The organism is Streptococcus sp. GMD4S (assembly GCF_000296955.1).
In genome coordinates this window covers 26,592-45,804 of the sequence record NZ_AJRE01000033.1, presented here as the reverse complement: position 1 = coordinate 45,804, position 19,213 = coordinate 26,592, and the positions used below count along the sequence as shown (strand labels likewise).

The window sequence follows — 19,213 nt, the reverse complement described above, 5'->3', positions numbered from 1 at the left end:
AAAAGGCCCTGGAGCTAGGCATTGCTAGTCTTCAGGGCTTTTACCTTATAGTTTATCAGCTATTTTTTGACTTAGAAATTGCCCAACCACAGCCCCAATCAAGGCACCTAGGAGGATGCTTGAAACAAAGAGAAGGATTTTGTCCAACTCTGGAGCGACCATGATACGGTCAATGTATTCTTGGGATTTCCCACGCGCAAGTAAAGTGGCCACGTAAGCTTTGGGACGGATCCACATGAGAAAGATAGGACCACTTGTGCTAAAAGCAAAGACGAGGAAGGAGAGGGTGTTTTTGATTCGGTCTCTGTAGTTGCCGAGACGAGCGATGGCATCTGCTGCAAGACCACAGGCGAGTCCTGGGAGAAAGGCACCAGCGCCATGCTTGCTAGCTAGGAAGAAAAGTGCCATAAAAAGTCCCAGAGTGGTGATAGCGCCAAAACGAGGGACCTTCGTCAAAAGAAGCATGTAGACACTGCCACCGACAAGGGCAGAAAAGGCCGGCGCGTAGAACATATTGCCTGTTTGATCGACCAGGTGTCCTAGGAAGACTCCAATCCCTACACAGAGAAAGTAGAGGACGGCGGCCAAGAGGGTGGTTAAGATATTTTTCTTCATGAGAATCTCCTTGATGTGAATTAACAAAACCAATTGTATCACGCTTTTTGAGGATTGTAAATGGGAGTTCTAAATTTTTGAAAACGCTTGAAATATGATATAATAGTTACATCGTTAGTTTAAGGAGAGTAGCATGGGAAAGTTTCTAGAATTCGTCTTTAATCGTATCTTTTTGGGAATGATTGCGACGGCTTATTTCTGGCTATTAACACTAGCAGGAGGAGTGGTCTTTGGTTTGGCACCAGCTAGTGCCACCCTGATGAGTTTGTATGCGGAGCATGGTTATACCTATCGAGCCTACCATTTGAAGGAAGCTTGGGAATTGTATAAGAGCAATTTTGTCAAGAGTAATTTGGCTTTCTATAGTTTTGTGTTTGTGGATCTTGTCCTAGTTTATGGTTTGTATCTTCTAGTTCAATTGCCCCACCAGACGATTTTCCACCTTTTGGCGACCTTTCTCAACGTCCTTGTAGTTGCTCTTGTCTTTCTAGCCTACACTGTTTCCTTGAAACTTCAGGTGTACTTTGATTTATCCTACCAAAATACCTTGAAACTGTCCCTTATCGGGATTTTTATGAGCTTACCTGCGATTGCCAAGGTTTTACTCGGGACGACTCTCCTTGTAGGAGTTGGTTATTATATGCCTGCCTTGCTCTTTTTTGTAGGAATTGGAATGTGGCATTTCTTTATCAGTGATATGTTGGAACCTATTTATGAAAGTATCCATGAAAAATTGGCGACAAAATAGAATGAAGCAGTTTTGGCTTCACTCTCTTTTACGGATTTATAGTTTGGTTATGATCGTGGTCATTGCCAGTTTTGCGATTATGCTATCGTATGCTGACTGGGACTCGCGTGAGAAAGAGGCCCAACGGGTTGCAGAACGTGTGACCACTCGGACAGTGAGTGAAGTGGAATACTATCACAGAGAGTCAACCCAACTTGCTCAGTCTTTGGTTGAAAATCAGGCCCGCATCGAAGGGATTTACAAGTATTTCAGTCTCAGCACACCAGACTATTTCTATTGGCAATTAGAGCGTAAAACTTCGCCTTATATCTCGGTTTCCCTGTATGAAAATATTGATGACCTCTATGTTCGGAATGATTTTGTGACTGGAGTGGCTATTGTTCTTCAGGACTACAAGGAAGTATATGTTTCGACTAGAGAAAAACGCAGTGGAGAGAAAGTTCCTGCGGAGGATTTTAAGCCAACAGCCAATAGTTTTGCTATTCCTGTTTCTGATCCTGTGTCTGACAAGGATTTAGGAGTGATCTATATCTCTCTATCCCCAGATGTTTTACATGGAGCTATTGACAATACTCGGGGTCATATCCCAATGGCTGTAACAGTAACTTCGCCTTTTGAGACTGAGATGTTCCATATTGGGGAGAAGGTCTCAGCCGAGCGAGAAAACTGGTTTGTGGGTGTCACCTCTCATGGTTATCAGGTTCGAGTTGCTGTTCCTAAAAATTTTGTTCTTACAGGAACTTTGACGAGTTCAGCTGTCACTATTGGGCTAAGTATTCTCTTTATCATCATTTTGTACGTGACCCTTAGACAGACTTTCTCAAATTACCAAAAGCAGGTCGTAGACCTAGTAGATTCGATCGAGGTGATTGCTCAAGGAGAAGAAGGCCTTCGAATCGATACCTCTGAAAAAGACCAAGAGTTGCTTCTCATTGCAGAAACAACCAATGATATGTTGGACCGCCTGGAAAAAAATATCCATGATATCTATCAGCTAGAGCTCAGTCAAAAAGATGCCAATATGCGAGCCCTGCAGGCTCAAATCAATCCTCACTTTATGTACAATACTCTGGAGTTTTTACGGATGTATGCCGTCATGCAAAGTCAGGATGAACTGGCAGATATTATCTATGAATTTAGTAGCTTGTTACGCAACAATATCTCTGACGAGCGGGAAACGACCTTGAAGCAGGAGTTGGAATTTTGCCGAAAATATAGCTATCTCTGCATGGTGCGTTATCCTAAATCCATTGCCTATGGTTTCAAGATTGCACCAGAATTGGAAGAAATGAGGATTCCAAAATTTACACTCCAACCATTGGTAGAAAACTACTTTGCCCATGGTGTTGACCATCGCAGAACGGATAATGTCATCAGTATCAAAGCCTTGAAGGGCCAAGGCTTCGTTGAAATCCTAGTGGAAGACAATGGTCGAGGAATGCCCGCTGAGAAACTAGCTAGCTTGCAAGAAAAATTAGCTCAACGAAGTTTTGAACACGAGGCAAGCTATAGTGGGGAGCGGCAATCAATTGGAATAGTAAATGTACACGAACGCTTTGTTCTCTACTTTGGGGATCGCTACCAAATCAGTGTAGAGTCAGCTGAGCAAGAAGGTGTTCGTTACCATATCACTATCCAGGATGAATAGAAAGGGTAGAAATGTATAAAGTTTTATTAGTAGACGATGAGTACATGGTGACAGAGGGGCTCAAGCGATTAATCCCCTTTGAAAAATGGGATATGCAAGTCGTCGCAACAGCTAATCACGCAGATGATGCTTTGGACTATGTTAAGAAAAATCCAGTAGATGTGGTCATTTCCGATGTCAACATGCCAGATAAGACCGGACTTGAGATGATTAGGGAAATGAAAGAGCTACTTCCAGATACCTATTATATCTTGCTGTCTGGTTATCAGGAGTTTGAGTACGTTAAAAAAGCCATGAACCTTAGTGTCGTGGATTATCTGGTCAAGCCAGTAGACAAGGTGGAGTTGGGCAATTTATTAGAAAAAATTGCGCAGCAGCTTCAGGAAAAGGTGGAACAAAGTCAGACCCTCAGTCAAGAATTGGATGAGACAGGATTTACGAACTACCTGTCAGGTAAAGACAGCTGGTGGATTGGTCTATCCAAGGAAAAGCAGGGTTCTTTTACCATTCCTTACTATGTTTTGGGGCAAGACTGGCAGATTTTCATCTCTGATCAACCGCTCGATGGCATCGTCGTGACACCATTTGAAGCACCCTACCAGCAGTCCTTTGAGAATTGGAAGATCAACGCTGAAAAAGCCCTCTTCTACGGTTCAGTTAATCTAGAAAAATCCGAGAGTTTGTTTGCCTATTACGAGCCGATTTATCGGGTGATTATCCAAGGGAATATCAATCAAATCATCGAAGAATTAACCTTGCTAGAGAAGGTCGTCTTGGAGAATACCCCGCGCGTGGCTATCACGAAGCAGCTCTTTACCCAGTTTGTCATGGATGTCTTTCATTTGTTTGAACACCTAAAAGCAGATGATATGACCGAGATTGTCAAAGCTATCCATGCCATTAACACCTTTGAAGAATTGGTTGCCTATATCAAAGAAACCTTGACCAAGTTCTTTGGCCAGTATCGCATGAATGAAAATGTGGTGAGCGTTCTGGAGGTGATTGGGCGTGATTATCAGAAAGAGCTCTCACTTAAGGATATTAGCAAGGATCTCTTTATCAATCCTGTCTATCTCGGTCAGCTGATCAAGAGGGAAACCAACTCAACCTTTGCGGAATTGCTCAATAAACAGAGAATTAAGGCAGCGCAGCAACTCTTACTGTCGACCAGTGATAGCATCGAAGATATTTGCTATGCAGTTGGCTATAGTAATGTTGGATATTTCTATAAGGTTTTCCGTAAATTGTGCGGAAAATCACCGAAAGCTTATCGGAAACAAGTTGAAACTAGCTTGTAAAAGTTGTATTCCTGTACAAAAAATGCTATAATGTTCAAAATATCTTTTGGAGGAAAACATGAAAAAGAATCCTATTTATCTTTGGGTTTTGTTAGTCTTATCAGCCCTCATTTCATCTATGTCATTATTTGGAATCTTGAGTCCATTGCCAAGTAAAGATGTGCTTCGTGCTAGCCTGGCGAATAGCGGGACGCTTACTGCTCAGCAATTAGAAGACACAGTCAACTATACTTACCAAGTAACAGCGTCATCGCACTCTATTTTTAATACGTTGTTGATTGTTTTATCTGCAATTTTAGTTGTAGTAGCCTTTGTATTTCTAGTACGTAAAAATGTGCAATTCGCAAACTATGCTTATATTGGCTATGTTCTACTAGCGATTGTTGGTTTGGTTTATAGCTATATGAATGTTCAAGATGCGGTTCAATTAATCAAAGATTCTACCCTCGGCCTAGGAATGGGAGCATTTGCACAAGGAACGAATATTTTGTTCATCATTATCAATGTTCTCTTTTTAGCCTTAGTCTTTTACAAGATGTGGCGCCAACAAAAAGATTTGGCCGAAGAAGTCGAAGCAGAAGAAGTTGCCTAAGTATTGACAAAAAAGGACTATCAAGTTACAATCTTGTTAGTTCTTTTTAAATCGTAAACAAAAAATCGAGGTCAACATGAAAAAAATATCCCTAGTGTATATCAGTCTGAGTGGGAATACAGAGAGTTTTGTAACCCGACTCAAGGACTATCTCTTGTCTCAGTATGAGGGAATTGAGGTCCAAAAAATCCATATCAAGGATTTGGTCAAGGAAGGCCAAGAATTCTTTGAAATGGAACATCCCTATGTCGCTTTCTTGCCGACCTATCTGGAAGGTGGAAATGGTGTCGATAACGGCGATGTTGAGATTCTAACGACTCCAGTGGGCGACTTTATCGCTTATGGAGACAATGCTAGTAAGTGTTTTGGGGTAGTGGGATCTGGTAATCGCAATTTTAACAATCAATACTGCCTAACAGCCAAGCAGTACAGCCAGCGTTTTGGTTTCCCCGTTCTAGCAGATTTTGAAATGAGAGGCATGCTGGGAGATATTAAAAAAGTCGCAGCAATCATTGCAGACTTGTATGAGTTAGAGACAGAAAAATAAAGTAGTACTGAGGGGCAGTTGAGATTTTCAACTGCTTTTGAGTATGCAAAAAGCACCCTGTCAGGGTGCCATTTTATAAACTATCCTGCTTTTCCGATGGCAAGTGCATAGATAAAGAAGATAGCGAAGCCAAAGAGGAAAATCAATCCTGCGATAGCGAGGAGTTTTAGCCAAGAAGGAAGATTTTTATTCTCACGTGTCACCAATACATAGTTCAAAAGAGCGAAGAATGGTGTTGTCAGGAAAGAACCGATCATGGCAAAGCGAAGCATGGTGGAAACTTGACCAGCAAAGAATTTAATAATTACGATACCAATGATAGCGGTAATGGTCATCCAGATGTTCAAAGATTTGCGAGAATCCTCTTTTTGACGAATCAAGAGTCGCAGCGATTCCTGATTGACACGAGAGTAGCCATCGATAACGGTGATGACCGTTCCAAAGATACAGAGAAAGGCGATAAAGGTGATCAAATAACGGGACCATTCTCCAAGAACAGAGGCATACATACCCACAAATTGAGAAATGTACTTGGCTGAAGCTGCTTCAACTGCTTGTCCTGTAGGATACTGAATCAGTGCTCCTAGTGCCACGAAGAATACAGCTAGGATAGCAGTTCCAATGTAACCAACGTTAAAGTCGAAAAGGGCGTCCGCTGTATTAAAGTTGACGGTCTTTTTCTTTTCAGCAGACCAGAGTGAATTGACGGCTGAAATTTCAATAGGGGCAGGCATCCATCCTAAGAGGGAAACGATAAAAGGGAGTGCCGCCATTTGCCAAGGTGTCTTTTCGACAAAATCAGAGCTGTATTCTGGATGTTTAATTGCTGCAATGATAACTGCAAGAACAGTTGCAATGGTCAAAGCAGACATGATCCATTTTGCCATACCATCTAATAGTTTGTAGCCACCAAAGAGTAGCATGGCCCAAATGACTGCAACAAGGATAAGGGACCACTGAGTGATGCTAAGTCCAATCATTGGGAAGGCGCTAGCGATGATGGCTGAGCAAAGGATAGCGACTCCAGCTGTATTAACCATAGCAGAGAAGACATTGAGGACAAAGAAAATCCAGAGATAGATTTTTCCTTTTTCAGCATAGCCTTCTACCAAGGTTTTACCAGTGTCGGCAGTATATTCGGCACCAAAACGGAAAAATGGATATTTAAAAACATTGGCCAAGATAACCAAGAGGAGTAGTGACCACCCATAAGAACCACCAGCTTGAGTAGAGGATACAATGTGAGAACCTCCAACGGCAGCAGAAGCCATTAGGATTCCTGGCCCCATTGCCTTTAGTTTGCTTGCCCAGGTTGACTGGTTTGATAACGTAACTTGTGACATAATAAACACTCCTATTTTTGAATTTTCAGAATAATCTGAATAGATAGCTACTATTCTACAAAAATCTTAAAGGAAATGCAAGACCATTTTGAAAAAATATAGAAAATTACAGAAAACTTTACATGCATTAATGAAATTTCTCCAAGGAGAATATGGTAAGCCTAAAAAATCCGAGAAGAAAGCTTCTCGGATTTTGATTATTTCAATTGATCTGTGACGTCTTTTGAGAGCAACATTCCCAGACGGTAAGTTTTATTGATATGTGCAATGACATCATTGATATTTTCAGTCGTGTGAATTTTCTCTTTGATGTCAGACCTAAATGTCTCGTCCTTCAAAAGTTGCTCTTGGTAGAGTCTTTGAAGTCTTTCCTTCTCGTACTTATTGAGCAGAAAAAGGAAAACCAAGCTAAGTACAACGAGGATATAAGCATATTGGCTCATAAGGAATCTCCCAGTGTGATAAAGAAATAGTAAAAGTGAATAAATTGTTTCATTGAAATGCTACAATGCCGAACACAATATAAATGTTATTTTGCCTCAATCTTTCAGATTGCTTTCAAGTAATTTAAAAGATTACGACATGAGCCTAACCAAATCGATATTATTTGGTCTGGTGAATTAGTAAAGCGTTTGGGCAACTCGTACTGGTTACGACGTAAAGAAACATAAATCGACAATATTTATGTTTCTTTACTAGTGAAGCGCCTAGCCAAAGTCCGAATAGGATTTGGCGTTAGTTACTTAGATTGCTTTGCAATCAAGTAACTTTGGCGATTTACATCTTCTCTGGCGCTTCTACTCCGAGCAAACGAAGGGCTTCTTTGAGGACCACTGCGGTTGCGTAGCTGAGTGCTAGACGACTGTCGCGCTCAGGACTTTCATCTAGGATACGTGTATGTGCATAATATTTGTTAAAGGCTTGAGCCAGACTAATCGCAAATTTCGCAATGATAGAAGGTTCAAAGTTATCTGCTGCACGATTGATAATACGTGGAAAGTCTTGGAGTAGTTTTATGATTTCCCAGCTTTCAGCATCATTCAGGCTGTAGTTGCCAACTGTATCTGGCTTGAAATCGGCTTTGCGCAAGATAGATTGGATACGAGCGTAGGCGTATTGAACGTAAGGTCCAGTTTCCCCTTCAAAGGATACCATAGCTTCAAGGTCGAAGTCATATCCATTTGTACGGTCGGTCTTAAGATCATAGAACTTGATAGCCCCAACTCCAACAGCGTGGGCAGCCTGGTCTTTATTTTCTAACTCAGGATTTTTCGCCTCGATTTGGGCCTTGGCACGACTAACAGCCTCAGCGATAGTCGGTTCTAGCAAGATGACATTTCCTTTACGGGTAGAGAGTTTTTTCCCTTCTTTTGTTACCAATCCAAACGGAACATGGACAATGTCTTGGCTCCAATCGTAGCCCATCTCTTGTAGTACTGCCTTGAGTTGTTTGAAGTGGGCAGATTGCTCTTGACCAACAACATAGATGGATTTTGCAAATTGGTATTCCTTTTTACGGTAAAGGGCTGCAGCCAAGTCTCGTGTGATATAGAGAGTTGCACCATCAGATTTTTTGATAAGGGCTGGGTGTTCAATTCCATATTTCTCAAGATTGACAACTTGGGCTCCCTCTGACTCAACAAGAAGTCCTTTTTCAGCGAGAATATCTACAACAGCATCCATCTTATCGTTGTAGAAGGCTTCTCCGTTGTAGCTGTCAAATTCAACTTGTAATTCATTGTAAAGGCGGTTGAATTCCACTAAACTTTCATCACGGAACCATTGCCAGAGAGCGAGGGCTTCCTCATCTCCATTTTCCAGTTTGCGGAACCATTCGCGTGCTTCTTCATCCAAGCTAGGGTCTTTTTCAGCTTCAGCATTGATGCGAACGTAGAGTTTAAGAAGTTCATCGATTGGATGCGCTTTAACGGCTTCCTCATTTCCCCATTTCTTGTAGGCAACGATCAACATTCCAAACTGTTTGCCCCAGTCTCCTAGGTGGTTGACCTTGACCGTTTGATAACCGATTTTTTGAAAAATATGTGATAAGCTATCTCCGATAACTGTTGAACGCAAGTGCCCAATAGAGAATGGTTTTGCGATATTGGGACTAGACATATCGATAACGATATTTTCTTGCTTGCCAATGGTTTGGTCAGCATAGTGCTCTTTTTCAGTGATAACATCCTGTAATACCTGAGCCGAAATAGCCGATTTATCAAGGAAAAAGTTGACGTAAGGTCCAGTAGCAACAACCTTTTCAAAGGCTTGACTATTGATTTTTTCAGCAATATCTGCTGCAATCATTTGAGGAGCTTTACGCTCGACCTTTGCTAGAGAAAAGGCAGGGAAGGCGATATCTCCCATTTCTGAGTTTTTAGGTGTTTCCAGTAAATTTAAAATAGCCTCTTGGTCCAGGCTATCAATGACGCTAGCCAACTCGCTAGCAATCAATTCTTTTGTATTCATAAGGGCTCCTTTTGGGCTTTTTTACTATTTTAACACAATTTACTACATTTTTTGAGAAAGAAAAGAATTTTTTTGAATTATCTAGTTTTTTTGGTATAATGTAGTTATAAAATAAATGTAAAACTTGTTATAAATATTCACTTAAGAGGATAATATGAGAAAAAGAGAACGGCATCAGTTGATTAAAAAGATGATCACCGAAGAAAAACTTGGGACACAAAAAGAGATTCAAGATCGTTTAGAAGCTCGTAATGTTTATGTGACACAAACGACTTTGTCACGTGATTTGCGTGAAATCGGCTTGACCAAGGTTAAGAAAAATGATATGGTGTATTATGTACTAGCAAATGAGACAGATAAGATTGATTTAGTTGAGTTTTTGTCTCATCATTTAGAAGGTGTTGCAAGAGCAGAGTTCACCTTGGTACTTCATACCAAACTTGGGGAAGCTGCAGTCTTAGCAAACATTGTAGATGCAAACAAGGATGAATGGATTTTAGGAACGGTTGCTGGTGCTAATACCTTATTGGTTATTTGTCGAGACCAGCACGTTGCCAAGCTGATGGAAGATCGTTTGCTAGATTTGATGAAAGATAAATAAGGTCTTGGGAGTTGCTCTCAAGACTTATTTTTAGCAAGGAGAGACGGAAAATGGCAACAGAAAAGCTATCACCCGGCATGCAACAGTATGTGGATATTAAGAAACAATACCCAGATGCTTTTTTGCTTTTTCGAATGGGTGATTTTTACGAGTTGTTCTATGAAGATGCAATTAATGCAGCGCAGATTTTAGAAATTTCCTTAACAAGTCGGAATAAAAATGCAGAAAATCCGATACCCATGGCGGGTGTCCCCTATCATTCTGCCCAGCAGTATATCGATGTTCTGATTGAGCAGGGCTATAAGGTAGCCATAGCCGAGCAGATGGAAGATCCCAAACAAGCAGTTGGTGTTGTCAAGCGAGAGGTGGTCCAGGTCATCACACCTGGAACGGTCGTTGATAGCAGTAAGCCGGATAGTCAGAATAATTTCTTGGTTTCCTTAGATTGTGATGGCAATCAATTTGGTCTGGCTTATATGGATTTGGTGACGGGTGACTTTTATGTGACAGGTCTATTAGATTTCACGTTGGTTTGTGGGGAAATCCGTAATCTCAAGGCTCGAGAAGTGGTGCTGGGTTATGACTTGTCTGAGGAAGAAGAACAAATCCTCAGCCGTCAGATGAATCTGGTGCTTTCTTATGAGAAGGAAGGCTTTGAGGATATTCATTTACTGGATCCACGACTGGCAGCTGTGGAGCAAGCGGCAGCTAGTAAGCTCCTCCAGTATGTTCACCGTACCCAGATGCGAGAATTGAACCATCTCAAACCAGTTATCCACTATGAAATTAAAGATTTCTTGCAGATGGATTATGCGACCAAGGCTAGTCTGGATTTGGTTGAGAATGCCCGTTCAGGCAAGAAGCAGGGGAGTCTTTTCTGGCTTTTGGATGAAACCAAAACAGCTATGGGCATGCGGCTCTTGCGCTCTTGGATCCATCGTCCCTTGATTGATAAGGAACGAATCGTCCAACGTCAAGAGGTGGTGCAGGTCTTTCTTGACCACTTCTTTGAGCGTAGTGATTTGACAGACAGTCTCAAGGGTGTTTATGACATCGAACGTTTGGCTAGTCGGGTTTCTTTTGGCAAGACCAATCCAAAGGATCTCTTGCAACTGGCGACTACCTTATCTAGTGTGCCACGGATTCGAGCGATTTTAGAAGGCATGGAGCAGCCTGCTCTAGCCTATCTCATCGCACAGCTGGATGCCATTCCGGAGTTGGAGAGCTTGATTAGTGCTGCGATTGCTCCTGAAGCTCCTCACGTGATTACGGAAGGTGGTATTATCCGGACTGGATTTGATGAAACCTTGGATAAATACCGTCGAGTGCTCAGAGAAGGGACCAGTTGGATTGCTGAGATTGAGGCTAAGGAGCGAGAAAACTCTGGTATCAGCACGCTTAAGATTGACTACAATAAAAAGGATGGCTACTATTTCCATGTGACTAATTCGCAACTGGGAAATGTGCCAGCCCACTTTTTCCGCAAGGCGACGTTGAAAAATTCGGAACGCTTTGGTACCGAGGAATTAGCCCGTATCGAGGGAGATATGCTGGAGGCGCGCGAGAAGTCAGCCAACCTAGAATATGAAATCTTTATGCGTATCCGTGAGGAAGTCAGCAAGTACATCCAGCGTTTGCAGGCTCTAGCCCAAGGAATTGCAACGGTTGATGTCTTGCAAAGTCTAGCAGTTGTGGCTGAAACCCAGCATTTGATCCGACCTGAGTTTGGAGACGATTCACAAATTGATATCCAGAAAGGGCGCCATGCTGTCGTCGAAAAGGTCATGGGAGCTCAGACCTATATTCCAAATAGTATCCAGATGGCAGAAGATACGAGTATTCAGCTAATTACAGGGCCCAACATGAGTGGGAAATCAACATACATGCGCCAGTTAGCCATGACTGCGGTTATGGCCCAGCTGGGTTCTTATGTGCCGGCAGAAAGCGCCCATTTGCCTATCTTCGATACTATCTTTACCCGTATCGGAGCAGCAGATGACTTGGTTTCAGGTCAATCAACCTTTATGGTGGAGATGATGGAGGCCAACAATGCCATTTCGCATGCGACCAAGGATTCCTTGATTCTCTTTGATGAATTGGGACGCGGAACTGCAACTTATGACGGAATGGCTCTGGCCCAATCCATCATCGAATACATCCATGAACATATCGGAGCCAAAACTCTCTTTGCGACCCACTACCATGAGTTGACCAGTCTGGAGTCCAGCTTGGAACACTTGGTCAATGTCCACGTGGCAACCTTAGAACAGGATGGACAGGTCACCTTCCTTCACAAGATCGAACCAGGACCAGCTGACAAATCCTATGGTATCCACGTTGCTAAGATTGCTGGCTTGCCAGCAGAACTTTTAGCAAGGGCGGATAAGATATTGACTCAACTGGAGAATCAAGGGACGGAAAGTCCTGCTCCCATGAGACAAACAAGCGCTGTTACTGAACAGATGTCACTCTTTGACGCGCCTGCAGAGCATCCTATCCTAGCAGAATTAGCTAAACTGGATGTATACAATATGACACCGATGCAGGCTATGAATGTCTTGGTCGAGCTCAAACAAAAGTTATAAAAAAATCCCACTCACATTTTTGTGAGTGGGATTTTCTCTATTACTTTTTATGGGCCAAGAGTTGATTGATGTGGTCTACTTTTTTAGCTTCTCTTTTATAGAGAATAGTCCAGATGATGAGGTAGACAATCGCAAACTCTGGAATAAGCTGGAGATAGAAGGTCCAGTGGAAGGGGAACCAACCAGCCAGAGTTGCTAGTGGAACAAAGCCAGCCAGCATGAGGAAGAAATGGGAAAGTGTGGCACGGAGCAAGCTCCAGTCACGGCTGAATAAACGACTGCCAAAGCTAAAGAGAACACCGATAGCTGACCAGATGACCATACAGTAGAGCAAGACTAGAGCACCGTGAACCTGATGTTGAGCCATCGCTTGGCCGATAAGAGACTCGGGGCTTAGTGGGGCATAGGTATTTGGTGCATAAATGAGTGAAAAGAGGATAGAGAGGATGAGGCCGATAAGTACACCAGCGGCTGCATCGTGAAAGATTTGTTTTTTCATAGTTCTAATTTCTCCTTGATGGTTTTTAGGTAACGGCGTGAAGAGTAGGTGAAGCTTTCGTTTTTGAGAAAGATTTCGACCAGGCCGTTGGGGGTTAGTTTGAGATGAGAGATAGCGTCAATATTAACGATTTCAGATTGGGAAATTTGGATAAAAGTGGTCGGCAGAATGTCAAGCACTTGATAGAGCCGAAAATCAATGGTATAGGTCTGAGATGCAGTTTCTGCTAGAACCTTCCGATTCTCGATATAGAAGCGTTGTATCTTACCAATCTTAACTAGATAGACCTGATCATCAATCTTTCCTTTGATTGTTTCTTTTTGGTCAAGATTTTCTGCGAACTCGATGACTTTTTGGACTTTTTCGGTCGGCTGAGGTGCTTGGATAATCAGCTTTTCCTCCTCGTAAGTCTCCTTAATCTGTAGTTCTACTTTCATAAATTTCCCTCCTTTTCAGTTATACAAGGTTGTGATCACTTCCTGTACACCTTTATTAAACACTATTTTACGACCCCTAGCAAGAGCTTTTGCCTATGTGGACAGATTTGGAGTCTATGTGGTATTTGCTTTTTCTGATAGTATCTGAAATATGGTATAATAGCACTAATCAATTTCTAGGAAAATAGATACAGAAAGGGGCTGAAAGATGTCTCAAATTATTGAATTGCCAGAGGTGCTGGCAAACCAGATCGCAGCAGGAGAGGTTATTGAACGTCCTGCCAGTGTGGTCAAAGAGTTGGTAGAAAATGCCATTGACGCGGGCTCAAGTCAGATTATCATTGAGATTGAGGAAGCTGGTCTTAAGAAGATTCAAATCACAGATAATGGTCATGGAATTGCCCACGATGAGGTGGAGTTGGCCCTGCGTCGACATGCGACCAGTAAGATAAAAAATCAAGCAGACCTCTTTCGGATTCGGACACTCGGTTTTCGTGGTGAAGCCCTGCCTTCTATCGCTTCTGTCAGTGTGCTGACTCTGTTGACAGCGGTGGATGGTGCGAGTCATGGGACTAAGCTCGTTGCGCGTGGGGGTGAAGTTGAGGAAGTCATTCCAGCGACTAGTCCTGTGGGGACCAAGGTTTGTGCGGAGGACCTCTTTTTCAACACACCTGCCCGCCTCAAGTATATGAAGAGCCAGCAAGCTGAGCTGTCTCATATCATTGATATTGTCAACCGTCTGGGATTGGCTCATCCCGAGATTTCTTTTAGTTTAATCAGTGATGGCAAGGAAATGACGCGGACAGCAGGGACTGGTCAACTGCGTCAAGCCATCGCAGGGATTTACGGTTTGGTGAGTGCTAAGAAGATGATTGAAATTGAGAACTCTGACTTAGATTTCGAAATTACAGGTTTTGTGTCTCTGCCTGAGTTAACCCGAGCAAATCGCAACTATATCAGCCTCTTCATCAATGGCCGTTATATCAAGAACTTTCTACTCAACCGTGCTATTCTTGACGGTTATGGAAGCAAGCTCATGGTAGGGCGTTTTCCACTGGCTGTCATTCACATCCATATTGATCCTTATTTGGCAGATGTCAATGTGCATCCGACCAAGCAAGAAGTGCGGATTTCTAAGGAAAGAGAACTGATGGCGCTGCTTTCAGAGGCTATTTCAAATAGTCTCAAGGAACAAGCCTTGATACCTGATGCTTTAGAAAATCTTGCCAAGTCGACCGTTCGTAATCGTCAAAAGGTAGAGCAGACCATTCTCCCACTCAAAGAAAATACGCTTTACTATGAACAAACAGAAGTAACAAGACCGACTCAAGTTGAGGTTTCAGACCATCAAGTAGGCTTGACTGAAGAAAGACAGGATTTAACCCTGTTTGCCAAGGAAACCTTGGACCAGTTGACCAAGCCTGCAAAACTGCATTTTGCAGAGAGAAAGCCAGCTAGCTATGACCAACTAGACCATCCAGAGTTGGACCTTGCTAGTCTCGATAAAGCCTATGATAAGCTGGAGCGAGAAGAATCATCAAGCTTTCCAGAATTGGAATTTTTCGGACAGATGCACGGGACTTATCTCTTTGCCCAGGGGCGAGATGGACTCTATATCATTGACCAGCATGCAGCTCAGGAGCGGGTTAAGTACGAGGAATACCGTGAAAGCATCGGCAATGTTGACCAGAGTCAGCAGCAACTCTTAGTGCCCTACATCTTTGAATTTCCTGCGGATGATGCCCTTCGTCTTAGAGAAAGAATGCCTCTCCTAGAGGAAGTAGGTGTTTTTCTAGCAGAGTATGGAGAAAATCAATTTATCCTGCGTGAACATCCTATTTGGATGGCCGAAGAGGAAATCGAATCTGGTATCTATGAGATGTGCGATATGCTCCTCTTAACTAAAGAAGTTTCGATCAAGAAATACCGAGCAGAGCTGGCTATCATGATGTCCTGCAAGCGGTCGATCAAGGCCAATCACCGTATCGATGACCATTCAGCCAGACAGCTCCTTTATCAGCTTTCTCAATGTGATAACCCCTACAACTGTCCACACGGACGTCCCGTTTTGGTGCATTTTACCAAGTCAGATATGGAAAAAATGTTCCGACGCATTCAGGAAAATCATACGAGTCTTCGTGAGTTGGGGAAATATTAAGAACACAAAAAGCCTTTGTTCCTTTTGAACAAGGCTTTTTAGTTTTTCTAAGGTGGGAACTTGATTGGACATGGGCAACTTGACACGATATTTACACTTGCTTGACAAGACCAGTTCTATAAAAATGTTGTGAAAACTGAATTAGGTGATTCCAGGCTTTGTAGAATCGTCGTTGTCTGAAGGAGTCTCAAGACCAATGACCTTATCAAGATAACGTTGTTTGGTTTTGAGAACCTTATTGATAGCGACAGCAGAAGCGATTAAGAGAACGAAGGTTAGCCAGATCCAAGCGGTGAATTCAGCTGGAAAACTAGAACCGGCTAAAAAGAGATAGATAGCCAGAGCCAATACAAAAATATAAATCACCTGCCAAAGACCAAAGGATTTAACCTTTTTATAGTAGTTGTCTTTGTCTTCCTCCAAAATCACTGCTGTGGAAACTTTTTCAATGCTTTCATCCAGTAGTAGATAGTCAGTTGTCACTTGAAAAATCTTGCTTATTTCAATGATTTTTTCGATTTCAGGAAGGACTTGTCCAGACTCCCATTTGGAGATGCTTTGCCGAGAAACATTGATTTGTTCTGCTAGCTTTTCTTGGGACCAACCTTTTTCCTTTCGGAGTTCAAATAGTTTTTCTGCGAGTTTCATCATTCTATCCTCCTTTTTCTACTTCTATCCTAACAATTTTTACTTATTATGAGAATACAATCTCCTGTACTATTTGTCAACCAGAGGTTGCACTTGTGTTTGCAGTTTTCAGCAAAAAAATATGATATACTAGGTAAGAAAAAGCGAAGAAATTATGAAAAAGGAATGAAAGATGAAAGAATTTTTTGCCCTCCCCAAGCAAATTCAAATGCGGGAATGGATGAGCTTTGTAGCACGGATTTTAGAGAGTGCCATTACTCCTTTTATGGCCATGTACTATGTTCAATATTTTGGAGCCTTTTGGGCGGGGTTATTGATGATCACAACCAAACTCATTGGTTTTTTAGCTGGGCTGTATGGTGGACATTTGGCGGATCTTTGGGGACGTAAGAAAGTCATTGACTGGGGAAACTTTGGTCTTGCGAGTGGCTACTTTCTTGTGCTGCTGGCAAATATGCCTAATCATATTTTTCCCTTTTTGACTTTTGTCGGAATGTTGCTGGCAGAGACCGCAGGAACTTTCTCTTGGCCGGCTATTGATGCGATGATTATTGATTTGACCGACGAGCAAAATCGCCGTTTCGTTTATACGATTAGTTATTGGTTTGTCAATGTATCCGTTATGTTAGGAGCAGGGCTTGCAGGTTTCTTTTACGACCACCATTTTTTTGAGTTGCTTCTGGTTTTGACGGTGATTAGCTTCTTGAATTTTTTCCTCGCTTGGAAATATTTTTCAGAAAGCAAGCCAGCTAATCTGGTCTTTGAGCATGGTAGCAGTCCTTTGGCAACTGTGAAAAATTATGTTTCTGTTTTTCAGGACAAAATTTTCCTACTTTATACGTTAGGGACTGTATTTAATGGAGTTATCTGGTTGCAAATTGACAATTATATACCCGTTCATTTGAAAGAGTCATTCATCGCGAGTAGTATTTTCGGTATTCATATTTCAGGAGCTAAGATGCTCAGTATCATGGTCTTTATCAATACCCTGATTATTGTTTGCTTCATAACGACTGCCAATCGTTTGACCAAGGAAATGAAGCTCATACCGCAGTTTTTATTGGGAAGTATTATCTTTGACTTGGGTATGCTTTTCACCATTGTCTTCAGGAGTTTCTGGGCTCTGTTTTTGCTAGCCATTCTCTATACTATGGGGGAACTCATCTGCATGCCGCCAAGCCAAGTTTTGCGGGCGGAAATGATGAATGAGAATAAGCTCGGAACCTACTCAGGTTTCCTTAATATGGCGCAGCCTTTAGCGTCTATTTTAGCGGGGGCGATGATTTCTATCAGCGCTGCAACAGGTGCTGTAGGTGTTTGGCTCGTTTTTATTGTGTGTGCAGTACTTGGGTTGCTTCTTATCATCAGAGCAGCGCATTTACAAGGAATTGCAAATCAATTATAGAAAGTGAAAATTATGTACGAATATCTAAAAGGAATCATTACCAAAATCACTGCTAAATATATCATCCTTGAGGCAAATGGTATCGGTTATATCTTGCATGTAGCCAATCCCTATGCCTACTCAGGTCAGGTCAATCAAGAAACTCAGATTTATGTGCACCAAGTTGTTCGTGAGGATGCCCATCTGCTCTACGGTTTTCGCTCAGAAGATGAGAAAAAGCTCTTTCTCAGTCTGATCTCGGTCTCAGGGATTGGTCCTGTGTCAGCTCTTGCTATCATCGCAGCTGATGACAATGCTGGCTTGGTTCAAGCGATCGAGACTAAGAACATCACCTACTTGACCAAGTTCCCTAAAATTGGCAAGAAAACAGCCCAGCAGATGGTGCTGGACTTGGAAGGCAAGGTAGTCGTGGCTAGTGATGACCTTCCTTCCAAGGTCGCAGTGCAAACCAGCGCTGAAAACCAAGAACTGGAAGAAGCTATGGAAGCCATGCTGGCACTGGGCTACAAGGCGACTGAACTTAAGAAAATCAAGAAATTCTTTGAAGGAACGACGGATACAGCAGAGAACTATATCAAGTCGGCCCTTAAGATGTTGGTCAAATAGGAGTATAATATGCCAAAACGCTGTGGTTGGGTAAAAATGAATAATCCCTTATATGTAGCCTATCATGATGAGGAGTGGGGGCAACCCCTTCATGATGACCGCGCTCTTTTTGAACTGCTCTGTATGGAGACTTATCAGGCTGGTCTGTCTTGGGAAACGGTACTCAACAAACGCCAGGCTTTCCGAGAAGCATTTCATGGCTATCAAATTCAAGAGGTCGCGGAAATGACAGATGGGGAGTTGGAAGCCATGTTAGAGAATCCAACCATCATTCGAAATCGAGCCAAGATTTTTGCGACGCGTGCCAACGCCCAAGCATTTTTACAAGTCCAGAAAACCTTTGGCTCTTTTGACGCTTATCTCTGGTCCTTTGTTGAGGGAAAAACGATCGTGAATGATGTTCCTGACTATCACCTAGCACCTGCTAAAACAGCCTTGTCTGAAAAGTTATCTCAAGATCTCAAAAAACGAGGCTTCAAGTTCACAGGTCCAGTCGCAGTTTTAGCTTTTCTACAAGCGGCAGGTCTGATTGACGACCACGAAAATGATTGTGAGTGGAAAAGCGGAAATAAGTGAGTGCAGGCGTCTAATTATCTGAGAATATAGAAAAAGCTGAGATGAGTTTCTCAGCTTTTTGATTATATGCTAGTAATTTTTATAGTGCAGTGAGAAATGTCAGTCCACCTAAGACAACGCCGGCTGAGTTTGGAATAATTAGTATCCAATCCTTCTTAGGTTCTTTTGTCCATCCGTAAATAACCCAAATTAAACAAGATACTGCTGCGGATAAAGGCTGAAATGGTTGAGCCTTGTTGCCTTGTAAATTGGCAAAAATTTGTGGGATGTAGGCGATAAATACAATAATCCCGATAAAGGCCCCGATTGAACCGACAATTTGATTTATTTTTTGTTTAGTCATATACACCTCCTTTAAAAAGATATCATAGAAATAAGCAAAATGCAATAAATTCAGACACAAATTGTAACGAAAATCAATACCAAAGCACAAAAATG

General features: G+C 42.3%; 19 protein-coding genes. 11 read left to right on the top strand and 8 right to left on the bottom strand.

Annotated features, from left to right (window positions below; all coding sequences use genetic code 11):
* Positions 1-45: 45 nt before the first annotated feature.
* Positions 46-615 (bottom strand): MptD family putative ECF transporter S component, encoded by a 570-nt coding sequence (locus tag GMD4S_RS02830; protein ID WP_000739510.1) that lies wholly within the window; start codon positions 613-615, stop codon positions 46-48.
* Positions 616-748: 133 nt separating this feature from the next.
* On the opposite strand from GMD4S_RS02830, the gene GMD4S_RS02825 reads away from it, so the two are divergent.
* From GMD4S_RS02825 to nrdI, 5 genes are all read left to right on the top strand, one after another.
* Complete coding sequence (locus GMD4S_RS02825; protein ID WP_000514461.1) at positions 749-1,363, top strand: YesL family protein; 615 nt, start codon at positions 749-751, stop codon at positions 1,361-1,363.
* The gene (locus tag GMD4S_RS02820) at positions 1,341-3,011 is read left to right on the top strand and encodes a sensor histidine kinase (RefSeq protein ID WP_000800572.1); all 1,671 of its coding nucleotides are present in this window, start codon (positions 1,341-1,343) and stop codon (positions 3,009-3,011) included. The genes GMD4S_RS02825 and GMD4S_RS02820 overlap by 23 nt, the downstream gene beginning before the upstream one ends.
* Before the next feature lie 11 nt (positions 3,012-3,022).
* Entirely contained in the window at positions 3,023-4,309 is a 1,287-nt protein-coding gene (locus GMD4S_RS02815) for a response regulator transcription factor (RefSeq protein ID WP_000278921.1), read from the top strand.
* A gap of 58 nt (positions 4,310-4,367) precedes the next feature.
* Positions 4,368-4,901: an ABC transporter permease gene (locus GMD4S_RS02810; protein ID WP_000740038.1), complete on the top strand. Its 534-nt coding sequence runs from the start codon at positions 4,368-4,370 to the stop codon at positions 4,899-4,901.
* 76 nt (positions 4,902-4,977) lie between these two features.
* Positions 4,978-5,448, top strand: coding sequence for a class Ib ribonucleoside-diphosphate reductase assembly flavoprotein NrdI (gene nrdI / locus GMD4S_RS02805; RefSeq protein WP_000724244.1), 471 nt, complete (start codon positions 4,978-4,980; stop codon positions 5,446-5,448).
* 80 nt (positions 5,449-5,528) lie between these two features.
* On the opposite strand, the gene GMD4S_RS02800 is transcribed toward nrdI, so the two are convergent.
* From GMD4S_RS02800 to argS, 3 genes are all read right to left on the bottom strand, one after another.
* Positions 5,529-6,791 carry an NRAMP family divalent metal transporter gene (locus GMD4S_RS02800; protein ID WP_000084703.1) on the bottom strand — a complete coding sequence of 421 codons (1,263 nt, stop codon included), beginning with the start codon at positions 6,789-6,791 and terminating at the stop codon, positions 5,529-5,531.
* A gap of 197 nt (positions 6,792-6,988) precedes the next feature.
* Positions 6,989-7,234 (bottom strand): hypothetical protein, encoded by a 246-nt coding sequence (locus GMD4S_RS02795; RefSeq protein WP_000084866.1) that lies wholly within the window; start codon positions 7,232-7,234, stop codon positions 6,989-6,991.
* A gap of 334 nt (positions 7,235-7,568) precedes the next feature.
* Positions 7,569-9,260 carry an arginine--tRNA ligase gene (gene argS / locus GMD4S_RS02790; RefSeq protein WP_001092718.1) on the bottom strand — a complete coding sequence of 564 codons (1,692 nt, stop codon included), beginning with the start codon at positions 9,258-9,260 and terminating at the stop codon, positions 7,569-7,571.
* Positions 9,261-9,414: 154 nt separating this feature from the next.
* Between argS and argR the strand changes: the two genes are divergently transcribed.
* Both argR and mutS read left to right on the top strand, forming a co-directional pair.
* Positions 9,415-9,861, top strand: a complete 447-nt coding sequence (argR, locus tag GMD4S_RS02785; RefSeq protein ID WP_001231483.1) for an arginine repressor — start codon at positions 9,415-9,417, stop codon at positions 9,859-9,861.
* Positions 9,862-9,911: 50 nt separating this feature from the next.
* Positions 9,912-12,446: a DNA mismatch repair protein MutS gene (mutS, locus tag GMD4S_RS02780; RefSeq protein ID WP_000179928.1), complete on the top strand. Its 2,535-nt coding sequence runs from the start codon at positions 9,912-9,914 to the stop codon at positions 12,444-12,446.
* Positions 12,447-12,486: 40 nt separating this feature from the next.
* Here mutS and GMD4S_RS02775 read toward each other — a convergent pair whose 3' ends face one another.
* Together GMD4S_RS02775 and GMD4S_RS02770 are read right to left on the bottom strand one after the other, a co-directional pair.
* Positions 12,487-12,945, bottom strand: coding sequence for a DUF3021 domain-containing protein (locus GMD4S_RS02775; RefSeq protein WP_000743970.1), 459 nt, complete (start codon positions 12,943-12,945; stop codon positions 12,487-12,489).
* Positions 12,942-13,382 (bottom strand): LytTR family DNA-binding domain-containing protein, encoded by a 441-nt coding sequence (locus GMD4S_RS02770; RefSeq protein WP_000861939.1) that lies wholly within the window; start codon positions 13,380-13,382, stop codon positions 12,942-12,944. The genes GMD4S_RS02775 and GMD4S_RS02770 overlap by 4 nt, the downstream gene beginning before the upstream one ends.
* A 208-nt stretch (positions 13,383-13,590) precedes the next feature.
* On the opposite strand from GMD4S_RS02770, the gene mutL reads away from it, so the two are divergent.
* On the top strand, positions 13,591-15,540 hold the full coding sequence (gene mutL / locus GMD4S_RS02765; protein WP_000078275.1) for a DNA mismatch repair endonuclease MutL: 1,950 nt from the start codon (positions 13,591-13,593) through the stop codon (positions 15,538-15,540).
* A 141-nt stretch (positions 15,541-15,681) separates the two neighbouring features.
* Here the strand turns inward: mutL and GMD4S_RS02760 are convergent, their stop codons facing one another.
* Positions 15,682-16,188: a helix-turn-helix domain-containing protein gene (locus GMD4S_RS02760; protein ID WP_008277272.1), complete on the bottom strand. Its 507-nt coding sequence runs from the start codon at positions 16,186-16,188 to the stop codon at positions 15,682-15,684.
* A gap of 172 nt (positions 16,189-16,360) precedes the next feature.
* On the opposite strand from GMD4S_RS02760, the gene GMD4S_RS02755 reads away from it, so the two are divergent.
* The 3 genes from GMD4S_RS02755 to GMD4S_RS02745 are packed head-to-tail and all read left to right on the top strand — an operon-like array spanning position 16,361 to position 18,775.
* Positions 16,361-17,593 carry an MFS transporter gene (locus GMD4S_RS02755; RefSeq protein WP_000657470.1) on the top strand — a complete coding sequence of 411 codons (1,233 nt, stop codon included), beginning with the start codon at positions 16,361-16,363 and terminating at the stop codon, positions 17,591-17,593.
* A gap of 12 nt (positions 17,594-17,605) precedes the next feature.
* The gene (gene ruvA / locus GMD4S_RS02750; protein ID WP_000273401.1) at positions 17,606-18,199 is read left to right on the top strand and encodes a Holliday junction branch migration protein RuvA; all 594 of its coding nucleotides are present in this window, start codon (positions 17,606-17,608) and stop codon (positions 18,197-18,199) included.
* A 9-nt stretch (positions 18,200-18,208) separates the two neighbouring features.
* On the top strand, positions 18,209-18,775 hold the full coding sequence (locus tag GMD4S_RS02745) for a DNA-3-methyladenine glycosylase I (RefSeq protein ID WP_001126063.1): 567 nt from the start codon (positions 18,209-18,211) through the stop codon (positions 18,773-18,775).
* Between the two features lie 79 nt (positions 18,776-18,854).
* Here the strand turns inward: GMD4S_RS02745 and GMD4S_RS02740 are convergent, their stop codons facing one another.
* Complete coding sequence (locus GMD4S_RS02740; RefSeq protein WP_000166112.1) at positions 18,855-19,118, bottom strand: SemiSWEET family transporter; 264 nt, start codon at positions 19,116-19,118, stop codon at positions 18,855-18,857.
* Positions 19,119-19,213: the final 95 nt, after the last annotated feature.